The organism is Bacillus sp. AR8-1 (genome assembly GCF_008042345.1).
Taxonomy (GTDB): Bacteria; Bacillota; Bacilli; order Bacillales; family Bacillaceae_G; genus Bacillus_A; species Bacillus_A cereus.
The window spans coordinates 167,553-192,853 of record NZ_QNUB01000005.1; the positions used below are offsets into that span (position 1 = coordinate 167,553).

Sequence of the window (25,301 nt, forward strand, 5' to 3'; positions counted from 1 at the left end):
TCAATAAAACGGTTTATATTGATAAAATTATTTAAAGGGATGATTGTATGACGAATGCTATAGCGGTAAGAAATGTACGAAAGTTTAGTTCTCAACCCTTATCTACTAATTGTGCTGAAATATTAAAACGTAGTAAGCATGCAATAATAGGTATTAGTCCGTTTAATAGTAGATTTTCTGATGAATATATTAATAGACTCATTGAATGGGCATTACATACTTTTGATGATGTTAGTGTTTTATTAGCTGGAAAAGAAGCTGCAAATTTACTTGAGGCTCTAGGAACACCAAAAGGTAAAGCGGAAAGAAAAGTTAGGAAAGAAGTATCTCGAAATAGAAGATCAGCTGAAAAGGCACTTAAAGAGCATGGTGGTAATGTAAATGCTATCCATACTTTTTCTGATTTTAATGACAACAATGCATATAGCTGCATGAGGGCAGAAGCAGAACATATTTTTTTAAGCGAAACTGATTTTCGAAATGCTTGCTTAGAAATGTCACATGCAGCCATTTTAGGTAGGGCAAGGGGTACTAATATAGATATTGATCAAATATCAAATGACATGCTAAATATTGCAGTAGAATATGTAATTGCAGAACTCCCATTTTTCATTGGTGGAGCTGAAATTTTAGGAGCTCAAGAAGCTGTACTTATTTATCATAAACCATGGGAGCTTGGTGAACAGATAGTTAGAAATGATTTTTCTATCAGGATGAAACCAAATCAAGGATATTTAATGGTACAAGAAATGGAAGATTTATCTTAGCAAATAGTAAGTATCCAATACAAGGGGGAAGAAATATGTCAAATACTATACAAACGGTAAATATATTAACAGAGGAATTTCAAGAAAATCCATATAAGTATTTTTCATACCTACGTCAGAATGACCCAGTACATTATGAACCTGAGATTGATAGTTATTTTATTAGCAGATATCAAGATGTCCGTAATATATTGAATGATACTGAAACATTTACAACAAAATCATTAGCTGAACGTGCTGAGCCAGTAATGCGTGGACCAGTACTAGCACAAATGCGTGGAAAAGAGCATGTTGCGAAAAGAAAAATTGTTTTAAGAAGTTTTATGGGAGATGCTTTACAAAAATTAATGCCTTTAATTAAAAAGAATGCAGAAGATTTACTATTTCCACACCTTCCAAATGGAAAGATAGATTTAATTAATGATTTTGGCAGAACATTTGCTGTTTATGTAACAATGGATATGATTGGATTAGATAAGAAAGATCATAAGAAGATAGGAGAATGGCATAGCGGTGTAGCTGACTTTATTACCAGTATAAATCAACCACCAGAGGCAAAAAAACATTCTCTTTGGTGCAGTGAACAGTTAGCTAATTATTTAGAACCAATTATTAAAGAGCGAAGATTAAACCCACAGGAAGACTTAATTTCTAAATTATGCAGTGCAAAATATGAAGGAATAGCTATGACTAATACTGATATTCTAGCATTGATTTTAAATATATTATTAGCTGCAACAGAACCTGGTGATAAGACTCTTGCTTTATTAATCTATAATTTAATTAACCAACCGAAACAACTGCAAGATGTATTAAGTGATCGTTCATTAGTACCATTAGCTATTGCAGAAACTTTACGTTACAATCCACCAGTGCAATTGATCCCACGTCAATTGTCAAAAGATACGGACATAAGTGGTATCCAACTATCCAAAGGAACTACGGTATTTTGTATGATTGGTGCAGCGAATCGTGACCCTAATGCATTTGAAAGACCTGATGAATTCAATATTTATCGTCCGGATCTTGATATTAAAAAGGCATTTAGTGGTGCTGCAAGACATCTTGCATTCGGATCAGGTATTCATAATTGCGTAGGAGCAGCGTTTGCTAAATCAGAAATTGAAATAGTTGTAAATGTAGTCTTAGATAATATGAAAAATATTAAATTAGAAGAAGATTTTCAATATGTTGAAAAAGGACTTTATACACGTGGACCTATTTCCATGCCTATTCTTTTTGATAAGTTAGTTTAAAAAAACATGGCTATTTTAATTATTAATATAATTCAATTTTTACTAAGGGGCTAAAACCCCTTAGTTTTTCTATTTTTATGAGAAGGTCAACATATATACCTTCTAAGCTGATATAACAAAAAATTAAATACATTGTTTCCATGCTTCTAAAAATTTTGTTACAACTTGTAACTCGTAATCATTAAATTGTTGGAATAACTCACTGTAACGCTCATGTGCAATTTTGTGTAACTTTTTATGAACAATGGCTAACTGTATTCCCTTATCAGTTAAAGTATAAAAGATTTCCTTCTTATTATCTGTATTTTGATGCGTCAATAAAATTTTATTATCAATAAGAACGCGAATAGCTTTAGAGATGGTTGCTTTAGAAATATTAAGTTCCATAGATAGTAGAGTGTTATTCATTTGTTGTTTACTCTCATGAATAACCGAAACAATATGTAGTTGCGTTAGAGTCCAATTTTTATTTATATTTTCATATTCACTAACTAATTCTTTTATCATCTCTTGAGATGCATATTTTTTCTTTTCTCTTGTTATGACAAAGTCTTCAATAGCTTTTAAGGTTTGTTCATGGACAAAATTTGTCATAATAATTTCCCCTATCTAGAATTATTGTTTACCGGTTAACAATATAAAGTTTACCAGTAAACAATAATTAGGTCAACAATTTTAAAAAAGACTTTTATGCATTGAAACTAACTCTTTAATATAATAGGGCTTTATTAGGGTAAATTATGAAAAACAGATACATTAAAGGTTCTTACATAATTAGTTAAATTCCAATTTAGCAATTGACAATTGCTAAATGAGGATATAAAATCAAAATAGTTTACCGGTAAACAAAAACAAAATAGACAAAGAGGGGTAGAAACATTTAAATGAATAAGGGCATAAAACAGAAAATTTACGATAATTATCTACATTTGTTACATCTCAATGAACAAAAGGCAGATAAGGATATTGAGACTTTTTTTAAGCAAGCAAAACTGGAAGAAATAGAACATGTACCGACAAATATGACAAGTATACACGTAATTGCCTGTATTGGTGAGAATCAACCAATAAATAATATTACAATTGCAAGGAAAATGAATTTATCTAAAGCGAATATCACAAAAATTAACACCAAATTAATAAAAGAAAATTTAATCACTCGTTTTCAGTCAGTTGATAACAAAAAGGAGGTATATTATCAACTTACTCCGGCAGGACAATCACTTTGTGAATTACATCAGAAAATTCATGACCAGAAAGAAAATGAATTTTATCAGTTCGTTGATCCATTTTCTGAAATTGAACAAAACGCAATATTGAAGTTTTTACAAAATATAAACGATAAAATGTTGGGGAAATAAATTTATTATAACTTAAATAAATTAGCTAATTATTAATAATCTTTTAGGAGGGATAGCATGAAACGTGTTAAATCAAGTGCTTCTTTTCTTTTATATTTGTTGTGTATTAGTGCTTTTTTCGCTTCGTTAAATCAAAACATATATTCTCCAATAATTCCCATAATTCGGGATTCATTCCAAGTATCTATAACAATGGTTAACCTTTCCGTTTCCATATTTATTTTTATTACGGCAATTATGCAAATTGTTTTTGGTTCTATAATTGATTTTAAAGGTGCTAGGGCTATTCTTATTCCGAGTATTATTTTAACAATTATAGCGAGTATTGGTTGTGCAATTACAAGTAACTTTACAGTATTTTTAATATGTAGAATTTTACAGGCTGTAGGGACAGCTGCAATACCACTTATTGCTGCAACTACAATTGGTACTGTATTTCAAGGAGAACAACGAGGAAGTGCAATGGGTACATATCAAACCATGTTATCCATTGCACCTGCTGTTGCACCTGTGCTAGGAGGTTTTATTGGGGAAAAATATAATTACCCAGGTGTTTTCTGGCTACTTGTGGCAGTCTCTTTAATTCTATTTGTAACTAATTGGATATATTTCCCTAAGGATCGTGTAGGAAGTAAAAAAGAATTGAGTGGGAAAACACTTATATCTCACTATGCTTCTATATTTAAAAGCAAAGTGGGCAGTTCCATATTAATATTAAGTTTCTTTGCATTTTTTCTTTATTTCTCCTTCATTGTTTACTTACCAATTTTATTAACTGATCATTATCAATTAAGTTTACAGGTAGTGGGTTTACTTTACTTACCAATGGCTATTAGTTTAATGATTGGCAGCATGACTTTTAAAACAATTCAATCAAGAATTTCACAAAAAAAGCTTTTTATAACTGGAAATGTAGTCTTAGCTTTGAGCGTTATATTATTTGCTGTGACACACTCGAAAACTTTAATTGGCGTAACAGTTGCTTTAATTCTTCACGGAATATCAATTGGTATCCTTACTCCTTTATTTGCTACTATGATTGCAAATGAATTTGAACATAATAGAGGAAGTGCAATGGGAATGTTTAACTTTATTAGATATATGGGAATGGCTGTAGGACCTATTGTTTCGGGGGTATTATTAGCACATTTCAAGCCTACAATTGTATTTACTCTTTTTGGCGGATTTTGTATCTTTCTCTCTTTTGGTATGCTTATACGGATTAGTAAGAGATCTATTAAAATTGTACCAAAACAAGAAAATCTAAAATAAGAAAATGATTTCATCATAAAGAATGAATAGTATATAAACTATGCAGTTAAATTATTATCCATAATAAAATTAAGGTAAACTAAAAGTTGATTTTATTCATAATAAAAGATGAAATATATTGTTTCTTTTGTAATTTTGAATAAGGTAATTAGAAATTTCAATAAGAGAAATTATATTTAGTTAAGTAATAAAAAAGTGTAGAAGGGTTTTATTTCTACGCTTTTTTATTTTGGGGTATTTCGGAATTCTTAGGTTGATGGGTATGGGGTACGACCTCAATTAAGAAGGTTTCTTCAATTAATAGAAATGTATGTACATACACATTGTATTTTCATTCCATAACTTTTAAAATTTTGTTCACGATAGTTTGATATTGTAAAAAAAGAAAATATGTGGCACGACATCACTTTGTTTTTTATATAGCTTTGTAATTAAACTATAGTATTATATTTTTTCTTCATTATTGAAATTAGTAATAATAAAATGTATTATTGAAAAGCACAATTTATAATTCAAGTAATCAAGCATATGTACCTATAATAATTTGAACATTCAGAAATTATAATATTGTCTAAAAACGAGGTGAGATTCATAGAAACAGTACATATTAAGTGGTATGGCATGTATAGTATAAATGACTTTTATAATAGGGAAGAAGCTTCTAAGAAGGGGATATTTGCAATCTCTAGAGTATATGCTAAGAATGTAACATTGCTCTATATAGGACAAACCAAAAGAAGCTTTATACAAAAGATAAGAGAACTTAATAAAGAGTGGACTTTTGATGAGAGCGAATTAAAGATTACATTAGGAATAATAGAATTTCCTAGTGGTGAAATTTACTCTGAAAAGAAGGTAAAAGAGATAAAATCTCTTTTGATTTTACGACATACCCCATTAGAAAACGAAACATCTTTATTATACTATAGAGGGAAATTTAATTTAAAAATTATAAATAAGGGAAGAAGAGGCTTAATTGTTAAAAAGCTTTCTACAGGAGATCTAATGTGGACGTAATTGGAATCACCTTTGAATAAAATTGAAGGTTTCTTAAGTACAGAAGCTTATCAATTTTTAATGTATTAAACTATTTTGAATAACATATGTCAGATACTTGAAAAAACACAAATTATATTATGATATGAAATCCTGTATGGAAAGTGTAGTTTATTTCTATTGTTTAATAAAAATATTAAGAATTTTAGGGATAATACATAAAGAGTAGAGGAGAAAGTAAAAACGGAGGTTTGAAGAATGGGACAAGTAAGCAGATTTCAAGAAAAACAACAGAATCGTCGTCAAAAGGCAATTTTTAATATTGCATTTACTTTGGTATTAGTGACAGTTGGTATAGTGACATACCAGTTGTTTACCCCTTCTAATACATCAAAGAAAGCAATTGCTCAAGAAAAGAAAGTAACAAAGATAGAAGAGAAGAAAACTGAAGATAAAGAAACAGCAAAGATAGAAGAGAAGAAAACTGAAGATAAAGAAATGGCAAAGATAGAAGAAAAGAAAAGCGAAGATAAAGAAACAGCAAAAATAGAAGAGAAGAAAACTGAAGATAAAGAAGCAACAAAGATAGAAGAAAAGAAAAGTGAAAATAAAAAAGCAGCACAGTTAGAAGGGAAACAAAAAGTAGAAAAATCGGTAAAAACGAATGGAAATGAAAATAAAGAGGAAGAAAAAACGGTATCTCAAGAAAAGGATCCTCAAACTAATCCTTCATGGAAGCCAATTGGTACAGAGCAAGGAGCAAAACCTGAAATGAAATTTAAAGAAGGAACAGTAGATTGGAGTGAGATGAAAAAAGCAATCTCTTATGCTGTTGATGTTCCAGAGAGCCAATTGATTTTCGATTTTATTGGAAATAATGGTAATAATAAAGCCTACGGTAATGTACGAGATAAACAAAGTAATAAAAAATATAAGGTTAATATTGATTGGGTAGAGAATCAGGGGTGGAAACCAGCATCTGTACAAGTGGTAAAATAAATAATAGAAATGTAATTATGTGCTTAAAAGTTTACTCTTGTAAAAACTCATAAAAGAGTTTGTTTCAATCAGGACTCTTTTTGTTATGTTGACAGGATTAATTACTCAGGCTCAATTGTGAGATCCAGATGCAGACAAAGTTTGAAGTTTATTAAAATCTACCTGATTTAGTGCTTCGAAAGGTTCAAAATTGCATTTTTAAAGCACTAAATAATTAATGCTACCTTTTGAAATATTTTTGGTCTCATTTCATTAGAAACAATTCCGTCTATATAACTAAAAAATGTATTATAATATCTATTGAACATATGAATAGGATAACAATTACCTGCTGTTAGCAAGTTGCAGTATATCTAATGAAAAGATCACTTGTTTCTAAGACAAGTGATCTTTTTATATACATTTCCTTTGCTATTTTTGAAATTGAATAGATATTTCAATCTGTGTAATTACAATAGACTTGATTAAAATTAAAACTGCAACAAGGATAATACCGTCCATATTTGTAGTAAGAAATATATATATAATATCTTAATGCAAGGTTGGCCTATATTCTATGAAGATATTAAAAGATTATAGGAAACATTGAGAAACCGGAATTATTTTTATTACAATATTTATGCATATTTAGGTCTAAATAGCTGGGTATTAGCTAAGAAACTTGAGATATTAGACTCCTATTAAGTTAAAAATGGCCTTAAGTATATTTCCCATAAAGAAAATTATGTAAATAAGCTGTCCATATGGGCAGCTTATTGTATTTTTTGGTTTAGCTTGTTTTTTTTCGAAGTGCTGGCGGTTCCTCTACAAGTATTCTTGCATTTAAATTATTTTTAATATATTATATTTATATGGTTATATAGAAATGGGCGTATACAAAAAAGGACTCAAATCTATTAATAAGATTTAAGTCCTTTTCAAAGATAAAAAGATTGTACCGAAATGGAATACAACTTATACTTTTCTTTTTAATATGTATCTAGTAAAAATACATTTTTCATCAATAAAATTGTATTTTCAATATAAACGGAAGTTTATTTATTTTCAATGATAGGAAATAGTGGGTCTAGAACATAGAGGAACAAGGAACCATATAGAGAAATCTGAAGAACCTGAAAACTATTGTATGTAGTTTGTTCATCTCAAGTGCAATAAAAGAGTCTTACCTCTGTAGGCAAGACTCCACTAGTATAGCTGTATAATATTTACATATCAACTAAAAAACAGAAACCATATAACACCAAGTAGCAGAATCCTAATATTCCTCCTACAGCTAATACTTGTTTAAACCAACTCTTAAATTTTATATTACTGTAAATATCTTGAACTTTTTCCATATTTCCTCCTATTAAGGCGAACCCTTAAAGACTCTCACTTCGTTATGGTACCATTAAAGAATGGCTAATAGAGGTCAAATATTGTCAAAACGTATAAATATGCAATATTGCATACAGAAATGTATTGTTACAAATGTAAGCGTTTACTATAATGAGTGTATAAAGTTTAATCACATCCCAGTACTAACAAAAGAGGAGGAAATAATATGGAAATCGCAATAGCAGTTTTAAAATTTATAGGTGGAGCAATCCCATTAGTTCAAGAGCTTCTAAAAGCATTTATGTAAATTCACTATTTAGCAATTATTTATAAAAGTTATCATTCGTATGAGTAAAGCCCCTTTAACAATATTAGGGGGCTTTTTAAATTTCTACATATTTAAGGTTACGTCACATCAATATCAAGTTAAAAGTAAATTTTAAGAATAAACCTATAGAGGATATTTTATAGTGAATCAAGATCCTTTTACAAAGTTGTAGGCATTAAACTCCTACGGCTTTTATTATACTTTATTGAAGTAAAAAGTCTCTTCAGATTATCTCTCCGTCTCAAAAAACTCAATCCACTCCCCATCAGGACCAGCGAAGAATATGTAACGTGTTCCATCTGGTAATGTTTCGATTTCTTCTCCTAGTAAAAAGGTTACTGCGTGTTTCTTTAGTCTCTCGATTTCATCTTCTAATGAATCTACCTTAAAGCAAATGTGATGTACTTTTCCTTCTGCTGGCAAGGAAGAATTGTAGCCTTCAATTAATTCGAGTATCGTTTCTTTCGATTCTTCCACACCTAAAAAAGCGAGTTTTAAGTCTGGATTCGGGTGCCCCATACGTTGAAGGAGCTGTAAGCCGACTACTTCTTCATAAAATGAGATAGATGCTTCTAAGTTTGCAACCATAAGTCCTACGTGTTCAATTCTTCTAACTGGCATGTAGATTCCTTCTTTCTGAAAATTATATACAGTATATTATTGAAAATTAAGAAAATAAGCAAGATAAAAACCTTACAAATTTTAGCGTGTTGTATGGTATAGTGAGAAAGTATGTTTGGGGAGAAGGAAGGAGATTATACGATGAATACACCTACTCAAACTCCTTCATTATCAGAAACGATGAAAGAGTGGCATTATGCATTAGCATATGAAATTAAACATTGGAAAACGATAGGTGGTAGTAAAATTTCTATCATGAACGGTCGTTTTTTATATACAGATTATGAGAATACAGTGTATGTATTTCAGCTTATTTCGGAAGTAAGCTTACCTGAAGGTTCACCAATTCGAATTGAGTTCGATGGTGAGGAAGCGACAGGAGAAGTATTATCTGTACATGGATTAGAAATAGAACTGAAATTAAATGATTATATACAAGGTGAAATAAGAGAAGCGGTTTTATACAGTGAACCGTGGCAACTTTTAGAGCAACTGCAAGAGCGATTGAAAGAAGCACGTAAAGATAAGCTAAAACGTAATCGTATAAAGCGTCTCGTTGATGGGACGAGCAGTCCGAAACATATTGAGAAGATGAAAAATCCGAAAAATGAACTGGCATATCGCGCATTTTACAATCCGACAACGTACGTATGGGGACCACCTGGAACAGGGAAGTCTTACAATTTATCACGTATTATTTCGGCTCATTATCAAAAAGGAAAATCGGTACTTGTGTTAGCTCATAGTAACGCGGCAGTAGACGTATTAATGAGTGAAGTAACGAAGCAAATTGAAAAGAAAAAGAAATGGACGCCTGGCGAAATTGTTCGTTACGGTTATAGTCAGCATGAACATATACGAAATCATGAAACGTTACTTGCATCGAAATTAGTTGAAACGACGAACGGATCATGGGGTGAGGAAAGACTCTACTTAGAAGAGACACGCCAAGATCTTCGTGAAAAAATCTTATCGTATAAAGCAACATCTGCTGATAAGAAGCGTATACAAGAGATTGAAAGTGAGCTTCGAAAGCAAAAGGCGAAAATTAAAGAAGTAGAAAAAGAATATATTGAAAATGCGAAAGTAATTGGTGCAACTTTATCGAAATGTGCCATTGATTCACTTATTTATGAGCGTACATTCGATTTAGTTGTCGTAGATGAAGTGAGTATGGCGTTCGTTCCGCAAATCGCATTAGCTGCTTCACTTGGGAAACGTATCGTCGTTTGCGGTGACTTTTTACAGTTACCTCCAATTGCGATGGCGAACCATGAACTCGTTCGCAAATGGCTTGGGGAAGATATGTTTTACCATGCTGGGATTGTTGAGTCTGTTAATAAATCAGAAGCACACCCAAACCTATTTATGTTGCAGGAACAAAGACGTATGCATGCGGATATATCGAAGTTTACGAATTCGTTTATTTATAAAAATAGAGTATACGATCATCCGTCTGTTTCAGAGCGTAAAGAACTTGCGCAATTGCAGCCGTTCGCAAATGAAGCGAGTGTTTTATTTGATACGAGCCAAATGGGAGCTTTTTCGTTAAAAGATGCTGCTTCTGGTTCCCGTTTTAACATTATGTCTGGTTTAGTAGCGATGCAAATGATGTTAATCGGATTGTTAGACGGTGTTCAGTCGATTGGTGTTGTGACACCTTACAGGGCGCAGTCACGCTTTTTATCGACGTATATTAGAGAAATGTTGCAGAGAACGAAATATCAAAACATACCAGTTTTAGCGGCGACAGTTCATAAGTTTCAAGGTTCTGAAAGAGATATGATGATCTTTGATACGGTTGACAGTTATCCGCAAGAACGACCTGGCGTGTTATTCTTTGACCATAAAAATCATCGCCTCGTCAATGTAGCAGTGACAAGGGCGAGAGGGAAGTTCATTCAATTATCAGATTGCCATTATATGCGTAAAAATCTTTCTAGAAAACAAGCGTTATCACAATTAACAGCTCATATAGAACGTCACGGAGATGTGTATGATCGCACGACATCAAGACAATTGTGGGAACGGAAAATTTCGAAACGTTTACGCTGGTTTATGGAAATGAATCTTGAAGAGCCGAAAGGGCTATTAAAAGATATTTTAGCCGCAAAACGAAAAATTATTATTTCACTGCCAAGTACGAAACAAGTAGATAAACGAGTATGGCAAGCGTTAATGCGTACAAATGCACAAATAACAGTTTATAGTGATGGACCAGTTCCGCTGAAAAATGTAAAGTTACAAAGACAAAATAAAGCATTCCCATTCTTAGTAATTGATGATGAAATCTTCTGGGCAGGCGCACCGCTTACATCTCAAATGATATTTGAAGGTAGTACGGAATTTCCGTACGTATGTGCAAGACTGCAAGCACCTGAGACAATTGGTGTATTAAAAGGATTTTTAGATATTCGGTAAATTCGGATAGGAATTCCTTGACTTTTACTTGGAATGAACTTAGAATAAAAAATAATTTAATATAATTTTATGAAAATTCTTATCACGAGAGGTGGAGGGACTGGCCCTATGATACCTCGGCAGCGGATTCGTTATGAATACTGTGCCAATTCCAGCAAGGTAACTTGAAAGATAAGAAAGAAGCTCATTTTGACTGTATATACAGAAGCCTCTTTCTATCTTTTAGAAAGAGGCTTTTTTACGTGAAAATAAAAGGAGGAAGAACAATGGGAGCGACAGGAGTAACGTCACAAAGAAAAACAATTGAAGAGAGTATCGAAAGAAATAAGGAAAAGTACATAGAAACAAGTCATGATATTCATGCGAATCCAGAGATTGGTAACCAAGAGTTTTACGCATCTAGGACGTTAAGTTTATTGCTAGGCAGTGCAGGATTTCAGTTGCAGCACAATATAGCTGGACATGAAACGGGGTTTATTGCGCGAAAAAGTTCTGGAAAACAAGGACCGGCAATTGCATTTTTAGCGGAGTACGACGCTTTACCAGGATTAGGCCATGCGTGTGGTCACAATTTAATTGGCACAATTAGCGTTGCAGCAGCAATTGCATTATCAGAAACACTTGAAGAAATTGGCGGGGAAGTTGTCGTGTTTGGTACACCAGCAGAAGAAGGTGGGCCAAATGGTAGCGCGAAATCAAGTTATGTAAAGGCAGGTTTATTTAAAGACATTGATGCGGCGCTTATGATTCATCCGAGCGGAAAAACAGCGACAACGAGTCCTTCACTAGCAGTCGATCCACTTGATTTTCATTTTTACGGAAAAACAGCTCACGCTGCAGCTTCACCAGAAGAAGGGATTAATGCATTAGATGCGGTTATTCAGCTCTATAACGGTATAAACGCACTTCGCCAACAACTTCCGTCAGACGTGAGAATTCATGGCGTCATTACAGAAGGCGGAAAAGCACCTAACATTATTCCTGACTATGCCGCGGCTAGGTTCTTCATCCGTGCAGTAACGCGAAAAAGATGCGCGGAAGTAACAGAAAAAGTAAGAAACATTGCTGAGGGAGCAGCGTTAGCAACAGGTGCAAAAGTAAAAATCCATCAATTCCAAAATGAAATCGATGAATTACTCGTAACAAAAACATATAACGATATCGTAGCGGAAGAACTAGAACTATTAGGTGAAGATGTAAATCGTAAAGAAAGAGTAGGGATTGGTTCAACCGACGCAGGAAACGTCAGCCAAGTTGTGCCGACCATTCACCCGTACATTAAAATTGGTCCAGATGACTTAATTGCGCATACGAATGAATTTAGAGAAGCAGCACGTTCAGAATTAGGAGACAAAGCATTAATTACATCGGCAAAAGCATTAGCGAATACAGCGTATCGATTAATTACAGAAGAAGGGTTGTTAGAGAAGGTGAAGGAGGAGTTTAGGGAGACACAGAGGAATCAGGGATAAGGGGATTAAGGTGCTCTTTTCGCAGAGCAATTTAATTAATAAGTAGAGATATAAAAAAAAGAACATTGGAAAATCAATGTTCTTTTTTGTTTACTAATCATTGATTTTGCTGCTTTTTCTCAAAAAGGAGAAACTTTTACTGTTAGCGAGAATAATACGTATCCTTTATCAGAACGACAATTTCTCCTCAAACTCACTCTTTAAAACAATTAAAGGAGACGATAAGCCAAATTGCATTAAAGAGTCTAAAAATGCAGCGAGGGAATCCATCGAATCGCTCATGACCTTCATCATATAATTAAATTCCCCGCTAATTCGATATAAATCTGTTACTTCAGGAGCTGCATTACAATACTGGATAAAATCAGAGCATTGGCTCGTTTTAAACATGATGAATGCTTGAATGTTTTTATTAATTTTTGCAGGCTCAAATTTCGTTCGATAAGCCGCTATAACTCCTTGATCTTCAAGTTTATTCATACGCTCTTTTACAGCAGGTTGCGTCATGGATATAATTCGTCCTATTTCTGAAACAGAAATTCTCGCATTTTCATACAACAAGTTCATAATTTTATAATCGATTTCATCCAGTTTTACGGCGTTTTGCATTGTGTAGCCTCCTTATTTTTGTTTTCTAAAGTAAATTACGAATTATAACTATAATATCATAAGCGAATGGACTAAATTACCTATAAATCTATATTTAAAATGATTGGTGTTTACATGAAAATATAAGTATAGGTTTTTATTAAACGGAAATTTAGGAAGGATGGAAAAAATGAAGAATCTTGATGGAAAAGTAGCGTTAGTAACAGGAGCGAGTCGCGGAATTGGCCGTGCGATTGCGATGAGATTGGCGAAAGATGGAGCATTAGTTGCGATTCACTACGGCCGAAATAAAACAGTTGCAGATGAAACGATTAGTGAGATTGAATCTAATGGAGGAAAAGCGTTTTTAATTGAAGCAGAACTCAATTCAATGGATGGTGTCAAACAGTTAGTAGAACAATTGAAGAATGAATTACAAATAAGAGTTGGTACATCAGAGATTGATATTTTAGTAAACAATGCAGGGATAGGTACACAAGGGACGATTGAAAATACGACAGAAGAAATTTTTGATGAAATTATGGCCGTAAATATTAAGGCGCCATTCTTTTTAATTCAGCAAACATTACCGTTACTACGAGTAGAAGGGCGCGTTATTAACATTTCATCAGCGGAAGTAAGACTTGGTTTTACAGGGTCCATTGCATACGGTTTAAGTAAAGGTGCACTAAATACGATGACACTTCCTCTAGCTAAACATCTTGGAGAACGAGGTATAACAGTGAATACAATTATGCCTGGATATACGAAGACAGATATAAATGCGAAATTGCTAGATGATCCGGAAATACGAAATTTTGCTACGAATTCATCTGTGTTCGGACGAATAGGGCAAGTTGAAGATATTGCAGATGCAGTAGCATTCCTTGCTTCTGCTGATAGCCGCTGGATAACAGGGCAGATTTTAGATGTTTCTGGAGGGTTTTGTTTATAGGGGCACTACTCCATACCCATCAAGCTAATCAAGTAAATTACTAGATATGAAACGATCCTTGTTTCATATCTGGTAATTTATAGAAAGATAGGCATGCTAAAGAAGTCTATTAAAACGTGATTTTTTGGCTAGGCAACTTGAATAAGGGGGCATTTCTTTTTCTTAAGTTGATGGGTATGTATGGTGACCTCTATTAGACGATAGTGAATTAACAATTTCGGGGTTCAGTTCAACTTTATTCAAAATAAGATTTTTTTTGCAGTAAAATCAATGTTAGTGGAACTTTTTTAAACAAACTTTTTTCTAAATTAACATAAATACTTGTAATATTTAAATTAGTACTATATAGTTCTAGTTATGACAAAGGTAAAATTAATGAATCAAAAACGTGTGATTGAAGTAGCTGCAACATTATTTTTAGAAAAAGGGTTTGCTTATACAAGTATGGATGAATTAGTACGTGTAAGCAAAGTTTCAAAGTCTAATGTGTATTATCACTTTTCTAATAAGGAAGTATTATTAGAAGGGGTCGTTGATTATTGGATTGAAATGTATCAATCTGCAATTGATGACGTACTTTCTCAGAACCAATTTTTAGTTGAAGATCGTATCCAACTGTTTTTAAAGCAATTATCACAAGGAGTTCAGTCGAGAGAGTATAAGGGGAGCTGTCCATTTATTACTCTTTATATTCAAAGTCCTAAACAGGCCACGCAAATAAAAGAAAAAATAGGTCTTTTTTTTACAGGATTACAAAAGAAAGTTTCTCTATTACTTAAACAAGGGGTAGAGAATGGAGAATTTAGAAATACGATTCATATTGATGAGGTTGCATCACTTTTTATTACAAATCTTGAAGGAGCGTTATTTATTTCAGAAACATTGAAGGATGCAACTGTAATCACGAAAACAGCAGATTATTTTTTAAAATTGCTTCGATAAAAGAAGCATTTTTTTTAAATCAAATTAGTACTGATTAGTACTAAAAGGGGGATTTTATATGAGAACAGTATTTTTAACTGGTGGAACAGGCTTTATTGGACAGCAATTAGTGAAAGAATTAGCCAAAGAGGATGTTAAAATTCTTCTTTTAGTAAGGTCGAAAAGTAAAGCAATACGCCTTTTTCAAGAAAGAGGAAACTTAAAAAAGGAAGTTATGCACTTTATTGAAGGTGATTTGACGAAAATAGATTTAGGTCTAAGTGCTGAAGATAAGGAGAGGGTATTGAAAACGGATGTGATTATTCACGCAGGAGGCCCCATGGATATTCAAGCGACAAGTAAAGAGGCAGCTTCCGTATTTTTACATGGTGCCAAACATATTAGTGACTTAGCTAAAAGTATTCATCAATTGAAGGGCTTGCAACAATTTATTCATGTTGTAGGTTATATGAGTCCCTTTGATGATAAAAATAGCAAGGTTGCAATTGATGTGTTTCAAGAAGGAAATAATTATTTGAAAATAAAAAATCCATATGAGAGAACAAAATTTTTAGCAGATCTTTATATCCGTCAGCAGGCATCAGCAGTAGGTTATCCGCTTTCTGTAATTAATCCGCCAACTGTAGTCGGTAGTAGTAAAACAGGGAGTACAGAGCAGATAGCAGGATTAGGTTTGCTTGTGATGAGTATGCGAAGAGGGCTCATGCCAATGATTCCTGGAGGTAAGGGATATAGGTTACCACTTATTTCAAACGATGAGCTTGCGAAGTTTATTGTGCAGGTTTTCAGATTAGAGCAACCGACTATTCAAACATATACACTTGTTGAAGACAAACAGCACGATCAAACCATTGCTGAGTTATTAAGTATTATGTCAGAAAGTATGAATATGAGGGCACCAAAAATCTCTGTCCCAATGCCACTTATGAAAGCAATTATGAATAGTGGAGTAAGTAAAATAACAAAAATTCCTTCTGATGGACTGAATTTTATTACAAAACGAAAATTTTCAAATGTTTCAGCGAAAAAAATTATGGGAGGAGATTGGTTTAAGGAGACGAGTGTAATGAAATTTTTCCCTGCCGTAGTAGCTGATCTGGATTATCGAATGATGTATCAATATGGCCAGCATAATCATGTATTTAAACGAACATTATGCGATAACAATACCCTTTACCAATTACAAGGAGAGGGTAAACCGTTTATTTTATTACATGGTTTATTGAGTGATGGAGAGGATTTATTTCCTTTAGCACAAGAGCTTCATGAAAAAACTGGTCAACCTGTATGGATTTTGGATCTTCCAGGTTTGGGACGTTCTCCTTTTAAACAAGAGAAAAATCTTCTAGCTATCTATTTGAATGTAGTGAAAAAGTTATTGGAGAAAGCTACGAATGGTGCACATCTAATTGGCCATTCATTCGGTGCATTTATTCTTCTGGAAGCATTGGTACAAGAGTACATAGATAAGAAGTATTCAATTACGTTACTTCAGCCACCTGTTGCTAAAAAAAATGCTAAATTGCTAAATGTTCCCCAATTTATAAACAAATGGACATTAAAATTGGCAACTCCTAATTTGATAGGGCGTTATTTATTAAATAATGGTTTGTTTGAAAGTATGGAGAGCATCCCTGAACATTATATCGAAAAAGTAAGTAACAGTTTTACTTCTCCTAGAATTTTAAATACTACGGTTCAGCTTAACAGTTTACTACTGAAAAAAGATCAAGGTGATTTCAAGGAAGTAACAAAGTATAATCTTCACATTATTTGGGGGGATTATGACAGAGGTTATTCTGCTCCATCGTATCTTGGTAAGGTTGATTTTGTTCCATATGGCCATCATTTTCCTCTTAGCCATCCGAGTGAAACGGCAAGATTAGTAATGAAAAATAGTAATACTAGCAGATGAGAGTGTGGGATAAATAAAAAGTGTGTAGTAAAATCGTTGTGTTTTTGAAATAAAATCGTACTGTGTGGGGGCCCACCCCATCACTATCAGACTAAGAAACGCAAATACCTCAAAACGAAAAAATGAGCATTTTATTACAAGATAGTACAAAATTTCGTTCTGGGGGTGCTATAAAATTTTAGCTTGATGGCGATGAGCGGTACCCATAAAGGCCCCTGATACATAATTGATGTTCTGCCATTTGTAGAAAACAATCCACTTATACCATTTTAACAAGAAGAAATATCTCGTCCATGTTGTAATATTGGCTTACGTTAAGCTTGTGAAAAAAACATATTCATGTATAATACAATTGATGTATGATGCATTAGTTGTAGGAGGGTGACCTATTTGAAAAGAGAAGATGCCTTAAAACTAAGAACGGATATTAAGAAAATGATTATAATAACTGGGGTTTTTGAATCTCAAAATTTGCCCAATGGACCATTTGAAAAACCTTTACCAACTTCTCAAATGATGGCGTTAGAGGAACTAGAGGTGGAAAAATTAACTGTTTGGCAACTATCCAATAAACTTAGATTAGAGACTTCAACTGTAAGTAGATTGGTAGATAAGTTAGTAAAAAAGGGGCTTGTTTATCGTGAAGTAAATGAAAAAAATAGAAGAGAACTTTTTCTGCACCTCACAGAAAAAGGTCACATAACTGTTAATTGCTTAAGAGAGCAATCCATTACATTTTATCAAAGTATTCTCAATAATTTATCAGAATCAGAACAAAAAATAGTTGTGGATGGTTTTGAATTATTTATTGATTCTATTTCTAAGTCTTTTGATTAGAGTGAGGTAAGTCATAACATTTGGAGGATAAAATGAGTTTGCATTTTGAACGTCCTATTATTGAATTAAAAGAGAAATTTGATGAATTAAAGAAAATTATGAAAGAAAATAATGTAGATTTATCGTCAGAAATTCATGAATTAGAAAAACGTTTAAATAAAATGCAAGATAAAATTTATTCTAATATTACACCTATTCAACGAGTTCAAATTGCAAGGCTACGTAACCGACCCACGACATTGGACTATATACCTTTATTGTTTACAAACTTTCTCGAACTTCATGGTGATCGATTATATGGTGATGATAAAGCAATGATAGGTGGTATTGCAAAATTTAAAGGAATGCCCGTTACGGTTATTGGTCATCAAAGAGGTAGAAATACAAAGGAAAGTATAGAAAGAAATTTTGGAATGGCACATCCAGAAGGTTATAGAAAAGCGCTAAGACTTATGAAACAAGCTGATAAATTTAATCGCCCTATTATTACATTTATTGATACAATAGGCGCCTATCCAGGGATAGGGTCTGAAGAACGTGGAATTTCTGAAGCGATAGCTCGAAATCTATTTGAAATGACTACACTTAAAGTGCCAATTGTTTGTATTGTAATTGGAGAGGCATCAAGTGGTGGAGCTCTTGGCATTAGTGTCGGTAACCATATCCATATGTTAGAGTATTCATGGTACTCGGTGATTTCGCCAGAAGGAGCAGCATCTATCCTATGGAAGGACGCTAAGTATGCTCCAGAAGCTGCTGAACATATGAAAATTTCAGCAAAAGATTTAAAACATTTAGGAATTATTGATGAAATCATTCCTGAAATTAAAGGTGGAGCACAAAATGATATAAAATCACAGGCAAAAATGATTGAATCTGTAATCGAATTATCTCTAAAAAAATTGATACTATTATCCTCAGAAGAGCTTATACAACAGCGGTATGAAAAGTATAGACAAATAAAGAATTATAAATGAAAATATTTAAAGTCCGTATTACATTTCGGAGGATTCTCGCGGGAAAATTTTAAATATTTTGTAAGTAACCTCTTAAACTGGGATATGCTGATACTATTACTCTACAAAAGATGTGTGATCGGTATGGAAAAGGAAAATTTGTTCAAATGGAAGCATTATCACATACCCATCAACTTAAGAAATTGATTGTTCCCCAAAACGAAAAAATGAGCTGAATTCTCATAAATAATTGTAAAAAGGTGAAAATTTCGTTATGGGGGGTATCACAAAAGCTTAGGTTGATGGCAATGGGGTACCGCCACACATCCATCAACTTAAGGTATATTTTCAAACAAAATGCGGTCTTTCCATATAGTTTTTATTATCTTTTGTAGATTTTATAAAAGCGGGCATATCAAATAAACCCTGACGGATTTCAATTTTTTACTATGCTACCTGATGAGTAGAAGTGGTATACTCATAGACAACACCCAAAATATCAAAGACTGTCTTTTTCTCGTATCGATGAGATTTTCGTCCGTTGTGCTGTAGGAGGTTAAACAGACGAAGGAGAACTTTTGATAATTCTTGGGTGTTTTTGTGTAATGCTTGGTAAAAAAGTGAAAAATAATCCTTAATTATGTACATCGCTTTATATTCACTTAGCTCTTTCTGTTTCTTACGTAATAGGAGTTCTCGCATTTTAAACATAGTAGAAGAACATAATAGAATACTAATGAGTTGCCCATAAAGATGACATTCTAATCGCTCTTGTTTAATAGATTTACAACGATGAATTTGAAACCAAGATTTCCATATTTTAAATAACAGCTCAATTTGCCAACGTAATGAATATAAATCATAGATTTTCTCTTTTGGTACCCATTCCGTAGGAATGTTTGTCATATATACCGTAATACCTTGTAAAAGCTTTGTACGCTCTGTATATGTAATTCCTTTTTTCTTTTCACAAATAGCTCGGTCACGTAGGCGTTTCTGTTTTTGCTCCTCGGTACACCTATAAACTACAATACGAGTAGGCAATTTGTCCTTACTCCCTACATATACATCGTGTAATTCATACACTTGGCCAGGTTGTAGTTGTTTCATAATGTCTTCCAAATGAATTTGTATATATACTGGTTTCAATTGAGAGGGTTTTGTTTTAAATACCACTGTTTCGAACTCTTTTCTATATATTTTAGTTGGTAACTTAAGACGAGATAAATAATACCCCTGCTTGTCTTGAATAGACTTAAAGTCTTGTAGACGAAAATATCCTAAGTCACGAATATACAGCTCATTCTTTTGTATCATGCCTGTTCGAGTCGCACCATACGCCTGATCACTTCGTTTTCCTGGTTCAATTTTCACATCAGAAAATTCCCCACTCAACAAGTCATACTCTAGTTGAATTTTCACACCAGCTTTATGACTACATCCTCCGGCACCAGGATAGGTAGATGCGAATCGATCTGGAACCTGAAAGGTTGTAGAATCAAGGATGCGAATGCGCTCAAAGTAGGAAGAAAGAGAATGAGAAATCTTAGATACGCCTCCAATTTTAGCTTGTAGAAGTGTAGTAAATACAGTTCGAAAGAAGGCTACAGAAGCAGAGTTAAATCGCCGATTAAGTCCTTCCGGACTTAATAAAACTCCTGTTGAAATTTCTAATTGACTACATAGTTGAGTAAGAGAGGTAGTAGCGACTTGTTGATTTAGCCATACACACAAAGATAAGAAATGGTGCCCATGGCACTTACGTTTTCGTTTCATTCCGCCTGCTTCTATGGCTAATTGATTAAGTGTAGCGGGAGACATATATCGATATAACTCTTCAGCGAATAAAGATAATTCTTGTTTTTGATTCATATTCATAAAAAACACGTCACCCTTTCTCATTAACATAAGAAAATAGTAACGTGCTTTTAACTTCAAAAATAGTCTAAATCCTTAAGTTGATGGATGTGGGGTACCGCCACATGCCCATCAACCTAATCAAGTAATTTACTAGATATGAAACGATCCTTGGTTCAAAATTAACAATTGATAGAAAAGTAGGCATACTAAAGAAGCCTATTAAAATCTGATTTTTTCGCTAGGCAGTTTGTCTATGCTTCACCGTCGTTTTATACACAATCCCTAGAATATCAAAGACGGTCATTTTCTTATACCGATGACATTTACGACCGTTCTTTTTGAGCAATAGATAAAGACGATGCAAAATTTTCAAAAGTTGTTCTGTGCCAATGGCTATCGCTTGAAACAGTAACGGAAAGTAATCTTTAATCATATAAATCGCTTTGTATTCACTTAGCTCCTGATTTGTTTTTTCAAGCAAAAACTGTCGCATTTGAAACATCGTAGAAGAACAGAGGAGAATACCGATTAGTTGTCCATATAAATGGCACTCTAGGCGCTCTCTTTTAATGTTTTTACATTCATCAATTTCAAAAAATGACTTCCACGTTTTAAACAAAATTTCAATCTGCCAACGAAGTGAATACAGTGAGTGCACGTAGTTAGTTGGTACTTCTTCTAAAGACGTGTTCGTAATATATACATTCATGCCCATTAAACGTTTACTTTTATCCTTCATGACAATGCCTTTTTTCTTTTCACGTATCGCTTGGTTTTTTAGGCGTGTTTGCGTTTGATCATCGGTTAAACGATGGATAATGACACGTGCTGGAAGTTATTGATTTTGGCCAATGTATGCCTCGGGAATTTCTATCGTTTCACCAGGGATTAGATCTGACATCATTTGTGTCATATCAAACTGGATGTATTCTGTTTGCTTTTTTAGCGTGCCGTTGTTGAAGTATTCTGGCTCAGGGTTCTTGATATAAATCCGCGTATTTAGCTTCACCCGCGAGATGTAGTAAGCCCCTTTATCATGAATAGTTTGTAAGTCTCCTAAATCGAAGTAACCAAGATCACGTAAACACAAATCGTTGGTCTCTACGGTTTCAAGGCAGATGGTACCGTATGTTTTATCATTATTCTTTCCTGGTCCAAGCTGCACGTTAAGAAATTGACCACTAAGTAAATCATATTCCAATTGGATTTTTACGCCTGCCGTATTACTACTTCCACCTGAACCTTGATAGTCAGTGGCGAAATGATCAGGTAGTTGAAACACTGTTGCATCCAAAATACGGATACGATTGAAAGTAGGGATCATGTGTGCAGAAAGTGAGTGATTTGAACAGAGTTTTTGTGTGAGAAGAGAAGTAAAGACTTCTCGAAGAAATGCGACAGCTGCTGGGTTAAAGCGTTGATTCAGTCCTTCTGAGCTCATAAGTACCCCAGTGGAAACTTCTAACTGACTACACAATTGTGTAAGTGATGTGCTAGCAATTTCTTGACTAAGCCATACACAAAGTGCAATGAGTTCTTTTGCTTGATACTTACTAGATCGCTGTACAAAGCCAACTTGTTTGGCAATATCTTGTAGGACCACTGGAGATAAAAAGTATTGTAGCTCTTGAGCGAAAAGATTCAATCTATTTAAAATGATAGGTTTCATCAAAACGCCATCCTTTCTTATAAACTGTTTACAATAAGCATAGCGTTTTTTCATTTTGAAGGTATGATTTTAACTTTGCTTGAAGGGAATGTGGAGGGACCACTTTAAAGAACAGGAGTGATTTTTTCATGAAGAAAAATGGATTTATATGTTAAAATATTTAAAATAATATAACAATTGTTATTTTTCTAACCGTTTGTATTGAATTATAAAATTTTTGGGGGGAATAATTTTATGGTTAAACTAAGTGAAATAGTGTCTAAACTGGACATTGAACTTGATATAAAATCATTTGGGAAGGATTCTGCTTTCAGTCAATTCATACCAATGGTCTATGAACCTTTAAAGTTTGACTGGAAATCAGTTTTTGAAAAAGACTTTGTGGAATTATTTAATGGTCTAATGTTAAAAGGAGATGAAAATGTAAAGAAAATTTTTCTTGCCGTTTTCCCTACAGATGAAGTGTTGGAACGCTTTATAGAAGAAAGTAATAGCGGCGACTTACTTTTTATGCACCATCCCTTATTGATGGAATGTGGAGATCCCAAAGGAGTATGGGGCAAAGGCTTTGTTCCTATAAAAGAAAAATACATTAAACAAATAAAAGAAAAGGAATTATCATTCTATACATGCCATGTACCAATGGATTATCATGCCAATTTAGGTACAAGTGTGGCTATTGCTAAACAATTAAATGCAGAAATTATTGATGGGTTTTTAACAAGTTCTATAAATAATGAAGACCTAGTTCTAATTTGTAACATCGAAGAAAAGAGTACAAGTGAACTAACTTCTCACTTAAAAGAAATATTCGATATTCCATATGTTGATTTTGAAGGTAAGAACATAAATAACGTAAAGAAAATAGCTATCGTTGCAGGTTGTGGCGACAAAGTAAGTTGGATGGAGGAAGCTGAAGAAAGAGGAGTTCAAGCCTATATCACTGGCGAAATCCATTGCCATATTGATAACGAATATGGTAAACAAAGATACAAACAAATGATGGATTATGTTTCTAATACTTCGATGTCTTTAATCGGCGTTTCCCATTCTGCATCAGAATATCTGGTCCATAAAACATTGATGAAGGAATGGTTTGAGAATAACTTTGATATTGAAACAGTTTTAATTCCACAGGAAAAATGGTGGTTATAAAGTTATTAAGTAATATTTAAAAGAGCTTGGGAATTCAAGCTCTTTTTTTCGAATTTAGCTGAGAATTATATCGTGAAAACTAGATGTTTCAGTCTATGCATATTGCTGAAGTTTTAGGTCTAGCACCCCAAAAATGAAAAAAACAAGCGGAATTTTCATAAATAACTGTAAAAAAGTAAAATTCTCGTTATGGGGGTGTCTTAAAATCTTAGCTTGATGGGCATGGGGTACCGCCAACAAGACGCGAATTTTGCACGCTAAGCAAAAAAAACAATAAGCTGTCCACATGGACAGCTTATTTACATAATTCTTGATTATCGGTAGCAAGTTTTCATAGAATCCTTGTTTTTACTAAATTTTTTGTCTCTATGTCTATCTATCACTTATACAAGATTTTATACATCATTGATATAGCGGAGATTCTAGGGATCTTCGCTATTCTTTTTCGCATAAAATCTTGTATAAAAAAGTAGTTAGACTAGTGTGTTTTACTCCAATTCATTTCAAAATATAATTGGAAATTCATCTTTAAATTAAAAAAAGAAGGGGTTACCTATATATTAATAACTTCGAAATATTGTATAACAGATAATTTTTATTGTGCTAACGAATGAGGATAGTGTGGCGACCGACCAACTAAATAGTTGCTTCTCCTCAATTATTAGAAGGGAAGTTCTATCATTTCGCGAATTTATTAGACATAGATGAGTGCTATAATTTTCTATATTTACATAAAGAGGTGACTACGCATGAATCAAAGACCGTCAGAAGAAGAATACGCCGGGAACTCCGGTGAATATATCCGTTTGGTGCCGGACGGTAACATCATCAACATTCTGCTCGCCCAGGAAAAGCAAATGACTGAGCTCCTGGCATCGTTGACCGAAAGCCAGGCCGCATATCGGTATGCGGAAGGAAAATGGACGCTGAAAGAAGTCGTGGGCCACATTGCAGACGCGGAACGCGTCATGACCTACCGCCTGCTCCGGTTCGCAAGAGGGGACCAGACGCCTCTGACCGGTTTCGATCAGGAATTGTTCCTACCTCCTTTCGGAAGCTGGACAACCGCGCAATTGGCCGAAGACTACCGGGCCGTAAGGCAATCAACGATCACATTGCTGCGCGGGCTACCGGCTGAGGCATGGAATCGTAAGGGCACAGCCAACAACCTAAGCATTACGGCACGCGCCCTCGCGTACGGCATCGCAGGACACGAACTTCATCACATGGGAATCATCCGAAACCGGTACTTGAGTTAATCGTCGGCTGAGATCTTTGAAATGGAACAAACACCTCTCATACAATCTTAGATACCGTTCTTATTGGGGTCCCGCCCCACAACCATCAACTTAAGGATTTAGACTATTTTTGAGATTAAAAGCACGTTACTATTCTCTTATGTTAATGAGAAAGGGTGACGTGCTTTTTATGAATATGCACCAAAAACAAGAGTTATCTTTATTTGCCGAAGAGTTATATCGATTTTTCTCATTTGGGGGTATTTGTTTTTCTTAGATTGATGGTAATGGGGCACTACTCTATAATAATCAAATTAAAAGTTAAATAGTTATAGAGACTTCATTACTGGGAAATATTGTAACTATTAAGTTGTAA

20 protein-coding genes, 2 pseudogenes and 1 riboswitch are annotated in these 25,301 nt (G+C 33.8%); of the genes and pseudogenes, 16 read left to right on the forward strand and 6 right to left on the reverse strand.

Translation table 11 applies throughout. From position 1 onward, the window contains the following. Positions 1–47 precede the first annotated feature (47 nt). Positions 48–767, forward strand: a complete 720-nt coding sequence (locus DN400_RS02165) for a tRNA-dependent cyclodipeptide synthase (RefSeq protein WP_061660838.1) — start codon at positions 48–50, stop codon at positions 765–767. A gap of 35 nt (positions 768–802) precedes the next feature. Then, the gene (cypX, locus tag DN400_RS02170; RefSeq protein WP_000072386.1) at positions 803–2,023 is read left to right on the forward strand and encodes a pulcherriminic acid synthase; all 1,221 of its coding nucleotides are present in this window, start codon (positions 803–805) and stop codon (positions 2,021–2,023) included. Between the two features lie 123 nt (positions 2,024–2,146). Here the strand turns inward: cypX and DN400_RS02175 are convergent, their stop codons facing one another. Next, positions 2,147–2,617, reverse strand: coding sequence for a MarR family transcriptional regulator (locus DN400_RS02175; protein ID WP_061660837.1), 471 nt, complete (start codon positions 2,615–2,617; stop codon positions 2,147–2,149). A 290-nt stretch (positions 2,618–2,907) separates the two neighbouring features. On the opposite strand from DN400_RS02175, the gene DN400_RS02180 reads away from it, so the two are divergent. From DN400_RS02180 to DN400_RS02195, 4 genes are all read left to right on the forward strand, one after another. Then, a complete protein-coding gene (locus DN400_RS02180; protein WP_147801517.1) occupies positions 2,908–3,384 on the forward strand; it encodes a MarR family transcriptional regulator in 477 nt (158 codons plus the stop codon). A 57-nt stretch (positions 3,385–3,441) separates the two neighbouring features. Beyond that, positions 3,442–4,656: an MFS transporter gene (locus tag DN400_RS02185; RefSeq protein WP_147801518.1), complete on the forward strand. Its 1,215-nt coding sequence runs from the start codon at positions 3,442–3,444 to the stop codon at positions 4,654–4,656. 582 nt (positions 4,657–5,238) lie between these two features. Next, positions 5,239–5,673, forward strand: coding sequence for a hypothetical protein (locus DN400_RS02190; RefSeq protein ID WP_002094078.1), 435 nt, complete (start codon positions 5,239–5,241; stop codon positions 5,671–5,673). A 237-nt stretch (positions 5,674–5,910) separates the two neighbouring features. Further along, complete coding sequence (locus DN400_RS02195; RefSeq protein ID WP_065229052.1) at positions 5,911–6,651, forward strand: YrrS family protein; 741 nt, start codon at positions 5,911–5,913, stop codon at positions 6,649–6,651. 1,205 nt (positions 6,652–7,856) lie between these two features. Here DN400_RS02195 and DN400_RS29735 read toward each other — a convergent pair. Continuing rightward, positions 7,857–7,988, reverse strand: a complete 132-nt coding sequence (locus tag DN400_RS29735; protein WP_000416932.1) for a hypothetical protein — start codon at positions 7,986–7,988, stop codon at positions 7,857–7,859. Between the two features lie 99 nt (positions 7,989–8,087). Here DN400_RS29735 and DN400_RS30110 point away from each other — a divergent pair. Then, positions 8,088–8,275 (forward strand): annotated as a pseudogene (locus DN400_RS30110) (hypothetical protein). Positions 8,276–8,524: 249 nt separating this feature from the next. Here the strand turns inward: DN400_RS30110 and DN400_RS02205 are convergent. After that, complete coding sequence (locus tag DN400_RS02205; protein WP_001145271.1) at positions 8,525–8,917, reverse strand: VOC family protein; 393 nt, start codon at positions 8,915–8,917, stop codon at positions 8,525–8,527. 111 nt (positions 8,918–9,028) lie between these two features. Here DN400_RS02205 and DN400_RS02210 point away from each other — a divergent pair, with 111 nt between their 5' ends. Together DN400_RS02210 and DN400_RS02215 are read left to right on the forward strand one after the other, a co-directional pair. Beyond that, a complete protein-coding gene (locus DN400_RS02210; protein ID WP_002094077.1) occupies positions 9,029–11,338 on the forward strand; it encodes an AAA domain-containing protein in 2,310 nt (769 codons plus the stop codon). A 76-nt stretch (positions 11,339–11,414) separates the two neighbouring features. Beyond that, positions 11,415–11,516, forward strand: a riboswitch (SAM riboswitch). An 88-nt stretch (positions 11,517–11,604) separates the two neighbouring features. Continuing rightward, a complete protein-coding gene (locus DN400_RS02215) occupies positions 11,605–12,810 on the forward strand; it encodes a M20 family metallopeptidase (protein WP_147801519.1) in 1,206 nt (401 codons plus the stop codon). 168 nt (positions 12,811–12,978) lie between these two features. On the opposite strand, the gene DN400_RS02220 is transcribed toward DN400_RS02215, so the two are convergent. Next, positions 12,979–13,419, reverse strand: a complete 441-nt coding sequence (locus DN400_RS02220) for an Lrp/AsnC family transcriptional regulator (RefSeq protein WP_147801520.1) — start codon at positions 13,417–13,419, stop codon at positions 12,979–12,981. A gap of 169 nt (positions 13,420–13,588) precedes the next feature. On the opposite strand from DN400_RS02220, the gene DN400_RS02225 reads away from it, so the two are divergent. The 5 genes from DN400_RS02225 (at position 13,589) to DN400_RS02245 (ending at position 19,024) form a co-directional block, all read left to right on the forward strand. Beyond that, a complete protein-coding gene (locus DN400_RS02225) occupies positions 13,589–14,353 on the forward strand; it encodes an SDR family oxidoreductase (protein ID WP_147801521.1) in 765 nt (254 codons plus the stop codon). A 375-nt stretch (positions 14,354–14,728) separates the two neighbouring features. Continuing rightward, on the forward strand, positions 14,729–15,295 hold the full coding sequence (locus tag DN400_RS02230) for a TetR/AcrR family transcriptional regulator (RefSeq protein WP_147801522.1): 567 nt from the start codon (positions 14,729–14,731) through the stop codon (positions 15,293–15,295). A gap of 58 nt (positions 15,296–15,353) precedes the next feature. Beyond that, complete coding sequence (locus tag DN400_RS02235) at positions 15,354–17,210, forward strand: alpha/beta fold hydrolase (protein ID WP_098211013.1); 1,857 nt, start codon at positions 15,354–15,356, stop codon at positions 17,208–17,210. A gap of 390 nt (positions 17,211–17,600) precedes the next feature. Next, on the forward strand, positions 17,601–18,047 hold the full coding sequence (locus DN400_RS02240; RefSeq protein WP_002094076.1) for a MarR family winged helix-turn-helix transcriptional regulator: 447 nt from the start codon (positions 17,601–17,603) through the stop codon (positions 18,045–18,047). A gap of 32 nt (positions 18,048–18,079) precedes the next feature. Further along, positions 18,080–19,024: an acetyl-CoA carboxylase carboxyltransferase subunit alpha gene (locus DN400_RS02245; RefSeq protein ID WP_098211014.1), complete on the forward strand. Its 945-nt coding sequence runs from the start codon at positions 18,080–18,082 to the stop codon at positions 19,022–19,024. A gap of 426 nt (positions 19,025–19,450) precedes the next feature. On the opposite strand, the gene DN400_RS02250 is transcribed toward DN400_RS02245, so the two are convergent. Together DN400_RS02250 and DN400_RS02255 are read right to left on the reverse strand one after the other, a co-directional pair. Continuing rightward, on the reverse strand, positions 19,451–20,881 hold the full coding sequence (locus DN400_RS02250; RefSeq protein ID WP_147801523.1) for an IS4 family transposase: 1,431 nt from the start codon (positions 20,879–20,881) through the stop codon (positions 19,451–19,453). A 220-nt stretch (positions 20,882–21,101) separates the two neighbouring features. Continuing rightward, positions 21,102–22,532: pseudogene (locus DN400_RS02255) on the reverse strand (IS4-like element ISBce11 family transposase). Positions 22,533–22,766: 234 nt separating this feature from the next. On the opposite strand from DN400_RS02255, the gene DN400_RS02260 reads away from it, so the two are divergent. Further along, positions 22,767–23,687, forward strand: coding sequence for a Nif3-like dinuclear metal center hexameric protein (locus tag DN400_RS02260; RefSeq protein WP_001968611.1), 921 nt, complete (start codon positions 22,767–22,769; stop codon positions 23,685–23,687). A 749-nt stretch (positions 23,688–24,436) separates the two neighbouring features. Continuing rightward, on the forward strand, positions 24,437–24,946 hold the full coding sequence (locus DN400_RS02270) for a DinB family protein (protein WP_001076303.1): 510 nt from the start codon (positions 24,437–24,439) through the stop codon (positions 24,944–24,946). The last annotated feature ends 355 nt before the right edge of the window (positions 24,947–25,301 follow it).